This window comes from Solidesulfovibrio sp., from assembly GCF_029978005.1.
Classification (GTDB): domain Bacteria; phylum Desulfobacterota; class Desulfovibrionia; order Desulfovibrionales; family Desulfovibrionaceae; genus Solidesulfovibrio.
Window position 1 is genome coordinate 1 of sequence record NZ_JARKOZ010000099.1, and the last position, 3,571, is coordinate 3,571.

At 63.8% G+C, this 3,571-nt stretch carries 6 protein-coding genes; 1 reads left to right on the top strand and 5 read right to left on the bottom strand.

The genetic code is table 11. From position 1 onward, the window contains the following. Positions 1-150: 150 nt before the first annotated feature. The 5 genes from Q1K70_RS11830 to Q1K70_RS11850 form a co-directional block, all read right to left on the bottom strand. Positions 151-822, bottom strand: coding sequence for a redox-sensing transcriptional repressor Rex (locus Q1K70_RS11830; protein ID WP_300159657.1), 672 nt, complete (start codon positions 820-822; stop codon positions 151-153). 86 nt (positions 823-908) lie between these two features. Beyond that, positions 909-1,250: an ATP synthase F0 subunit C gene (gene atpE / locus Q1K70_RS11835; RefSeq protein WP_029460502.1), complete on the bottom strand. Its 342-nt coding sequence runs from the start codon at positions 1,248-1,250 to the stop codon at positions 909-911. Between the two features lie 63 nt (positions 1,251-1,313). Then, entirely contained in the window at positions 1,314-2,030 is a 717-nt protein-coding gene (gene atpB / locus Q1K70_RS11840) for a F0F1 ATP synthase subunit A (RefSeq protein ID WP_300159663.1), read from the bottom strand. A 3-nt stretch (positions 2,031-2,033) separates the two neighbouring features. Then, positions 2,034-2,486 (bottom strand): ATP synthase subunit I, encoded by a 453-nt coding sequence (locus Q1K70_RS11845; RefSeq protein ID WP_300159666.1) that lies wholly within the window; start codon positions 2,484-2,486, stop codon positions 2,034-2,036. Continuing rightward, positions 2,470-2,742: an AtpZ/AtpI family protein gene (locus tag Q1K70_RS11850; protein ID WP_300159669.1), complete on the bottom strand. Its 273-nt coding sequence runs from the start codon at positions 2,740-2,742 to the stop codon at positions 2,470-2,472. The genes Q1K70_RS11845 and Q1K70_RS11850 overlap by 17 nt, the downstream gene beginning before the upstream one ends. 309 nt (positions 2,743-3,051) lie before the next feature. Between Q1K70_RS11850 and Q1K70_RS11855 the strand changes: the two genes are divergently transcribed. Continuing rightward, positions 3,052-3,477: a hypothetical protein gene (locus tag Q1K70_RS11855; protein ID WP_300159672.1), complete on the top strand. Its 426-nt coding sequence runs from the start codon at positions 3,052-3,054 to the stop codon at positions 3,475-3,477. Positions 3,478-3,571 lie beyond the last annotated feature (94 nt).

Consider the following 3,571-nt stretch of genomic DNA (forward strand, 5'->3'; position numbering starts at 1 on the left):
AGGGCAAATTCCGCCCCCGCCGACGGACAACCGCCAATCGCCCAGCCCCCATCCGGCTTGCCATCCCTCGTCGAGGGGGTCCGGGGGGCATCATGCCCCCCGGCCGCCGGAGGCATCTACCCTCTGCCGGAGGCTGCGCGACCGTTCCCGCTACTCGTCTTCGCCGGACTGGTCGAAGCCGGGGCGGTCCTGGTTGCGATCGATGGTAATGGAGAAGGCGACGGAATAGAAGTGGTGGAAGAAGTCGACGTATTCGACGAAGACGTCGTTGGGCACGGAGAGCATGGCCGGGGAGTAGTTGATGATGCCTTTGACGCCGGCTTCGATGAGAAAGTTGGCGGCGCGCTGGGCCCGGTTGACGGGCGTGGTGATGAGGCCGATCTCGATGCCGAGTTCCTTGACGGCGTCCTTGAGGCGGCGGGTGCAGACGACTTCGAGGCCGGAGACTTCCTCGCCGATCTTGAAGGGGTCGCAGTCGAAAGCGCCGACGATGTCGAAGCCGCGAAATTTGAAGTCCTGGTGGCGCAGGAGCGCCTTGCCCAGGTTGCCGACGCCGACGAGGGCGCATTTCCAGACGCGGTCGACGCCGAGGGAGTGTTTGATGGAGTAGATGAGGTCCTGGACGTGGTAGCCGACGCCACGCACGCCGAACTCACCGAAATATGCAAGGTCCTTCCGGATCTGGGAAGGGTTGACGCTGCAGGCCCGGGCGAGGAGTTCCGAGGAGACGACCTGGGAGCCTTCGCGCTTGAGGGTTTCCAGCACTTGCACGTACATGGCCAGGCGCTTGATGGTGGCCTTTGGGATGTGTTCGCTTTTCAAGGCGGCATCCTTTGGTGCGTGCTGGTGGGGTTAAAAGAGAAAGGAGGCCGGATTTGTGGCCCGGCCTCCTTTCCGGGATGTCGTAATTAGCCGGTGATGATCTTCGCGAACGGGTGGGCGAAGAGCAGGATCAGGCAGACGACCAGGGCGTAGATGGCCAGGGACTCGATGAAGGCCAGACCGAGGATCAGGGTGACGGTGATCTTGCCGCCGGCCTCGGGATTGCGGGCGGTGCCTTCGCAGGCGGCCTTGAGGCCCAGACCCTGACCAAGACCGCAGCCGGCGGCGGCCAGGCCCATGCCGATGGCGGTGGCCCAGGAGATGGTGCCGATGGCGCCCATGGCGCCGGCGGTGTCGGCGGCGAAAGCGACGGAGGCCAGGGCCAGCAGGGCGGCGGTCGAGAAGATGGTCATGAAAGCCTTACGCATGTCGATCCTCCTGAAAATCAGGTGTTTAAAGTTACGGTCCTAAGGACCATTTCCCCCGGGATTCTAGTGAGCGTGTTCCAGCGAGCCCTTGAGGTAGATCATGGCCAGCATGAAGAACACGAAGGCCTGGATGCAGTCGGCCAGCGAGAACAGGAAGTACATCGGGAAGGTGCCGACGACCGGCGCCAGGGCGAACAGGAGCACCAAGACGATTTCCTCGCCGCGCACGTTGCCGAAAAGACGCAGCGTGAGCGAGAGCGGCCGGGCCAGGTGGGAGATGATTTCGATGGGCAGCATCAGCGGCACCAGCCACCAGAACGGGCCCATGAAGTGCTTGATGTAGCCCGCGCCCCACATGCGGATGCCCCAGAAGTTGTAGTAGACGAACACGGTCAGCGCCATGGCGGCGTTGGTGTTGACGTTGTTGGTCGGCGAATCGAGGCCCGGCACGAGACCGATGAGGTTGCCGGTGATGATGAACAGGAACAGGGCGCACAGGAACGGGAAGACCTTGCGGCCCTTTTCGCCGATGTTCTCGACGACGAAGGATTCAAGGCCGCCGACGACGACCTCGAAGAAATTCTGGAAGCCCGACGGCACCATCGCGAGCTTGCGGGTGGCAAGCATGCCCAGGATGATGAGCAGGATCATGGCGAACCAGGCGTAGATGACGTTGGAATCGATGACCTGGGCGTGGAAGACGTCGTTGAGCTTGTACAGCCCGACGGCCTTCGCAGCCTCGTCGACGAGCAGAACCGGATGCGGCAACCCACCAGCCATGTCCTATGCCTCCTTTCCCGTAAGCGTTTGGTGCGTCTTGGAGCCGGCGTGGCGCCATACGCCCCAGACGAGGAAGTTAACCACCACCGTCGTGATGCCGGCCAGAAGCGGCAACGGCGCAGCCCCGAACCATACGATGCAGGCGAAAAGCGCCGCTCCCGAGAGGGCCAGCCGGAAATAGAACCGGGCCAGCACGGCCGCCACGGCCTCGCGCCTGTTTGCGTACCCCGTGATCCGCTGGCCGAACTTGGCCAGGGAACAGAAATTGGCCGAGATGATGACCGTACCGGCGGCCAGCGACCAGGCCGCCACGGACACGCCGGAAAACGGCAGCGTGGCCAGGAGCACCAGCGCGGTCAGGAGCAACTGGTTGCGCACGAGCTCGCGCACCTCGGGGTGGACATACCCCCGGCGCAGAAGCCAGCGATCCAGACTGTCCCTAAGATTTTTCATCATCCCCGCCCTGCCCCTCGTGTTCGCTCTCGTCGGCCTTCTGGATCTTTTTCACTTCCACCATCACGTTCTTGAACCCGGCCACGATGCCCAGGATCAGGAACGTCAGCAGAAGCCACGGCTTGGTATCCAGCCACTTGTCCAGCCACCAGCCGATGAACAGTCCGACGAAGGTGGCCGAGACGAGATTGAGCCCCACCACCGAAGCCGAGGCGATGGACTCGCGAACGCTTTTGTCCTTGATGAGCCGGCCGAACACCCTGTCCCCTCCCGTCTCGCGACAGACCCCGGACCCGCCTGGGGCGTACCCAAACGAGCGGGCGCTCGTGCACAAGTTCACAAGTCGGGAAGGACTAGCACGGCCCCTCGGCAAAAGTCAACGGGCCTGGCATATTTTCAACCGCCTCGCCAGGACCGGGCCGACCCGGGACGAGTACGCCCGCAACCGCGCCGCCACAAGACTTTTTAATGGAATGTTTCCCTTTTTTGTGATTCCCTCATGACATTGCCCGGGAGTTCACGTAAGAACCGGCATAGCGGAAGTCTTTACCCGCAAGGAGGGAAAACCATGAAGCGTCCCTTGTTGGCAACCCTTGTGCTCACCCTGATCCTGGCCGCCGCCTCGGCCGCCATGGCCCAAACCCAGATGTACTGCGTCAAACCCGACGGCGCGGCCGTCGCCGCCATCTCCCTGCCCTACGGCGACCGCCACGACCCGAGCGTGGTCTGCAACGCCGTGGTGCCCCAGTGCTACCTGACCTGCAGCGCCGTGCTCCAGATCAAGGACGGCTACGCCGCCCAGGCCGCCAACGTGCCCGTGGTGCAGGTCACCCAGCAAATGCTCCAGAACCTGGGCAACCCGGCCCCCGAAACCCCGGCCATGTGCGCCCAGCAATACCAGCAGTGCGTGTCCAAATGCCGGGGCGACAAGGCCTGCGTCGCCTACTGCCAGTCCGTGCGCTCCGGCTGCGGCACCGGCAACCGCGGGCAGTAATAAGGTAGGGAGATGGAGAAGGGGAAAAGCAAGAGGAAGACGGGGCTCCGCCCCGGACCCCGCCGGGGGGGAGGATCCCCCCCGGTCCCCCCCG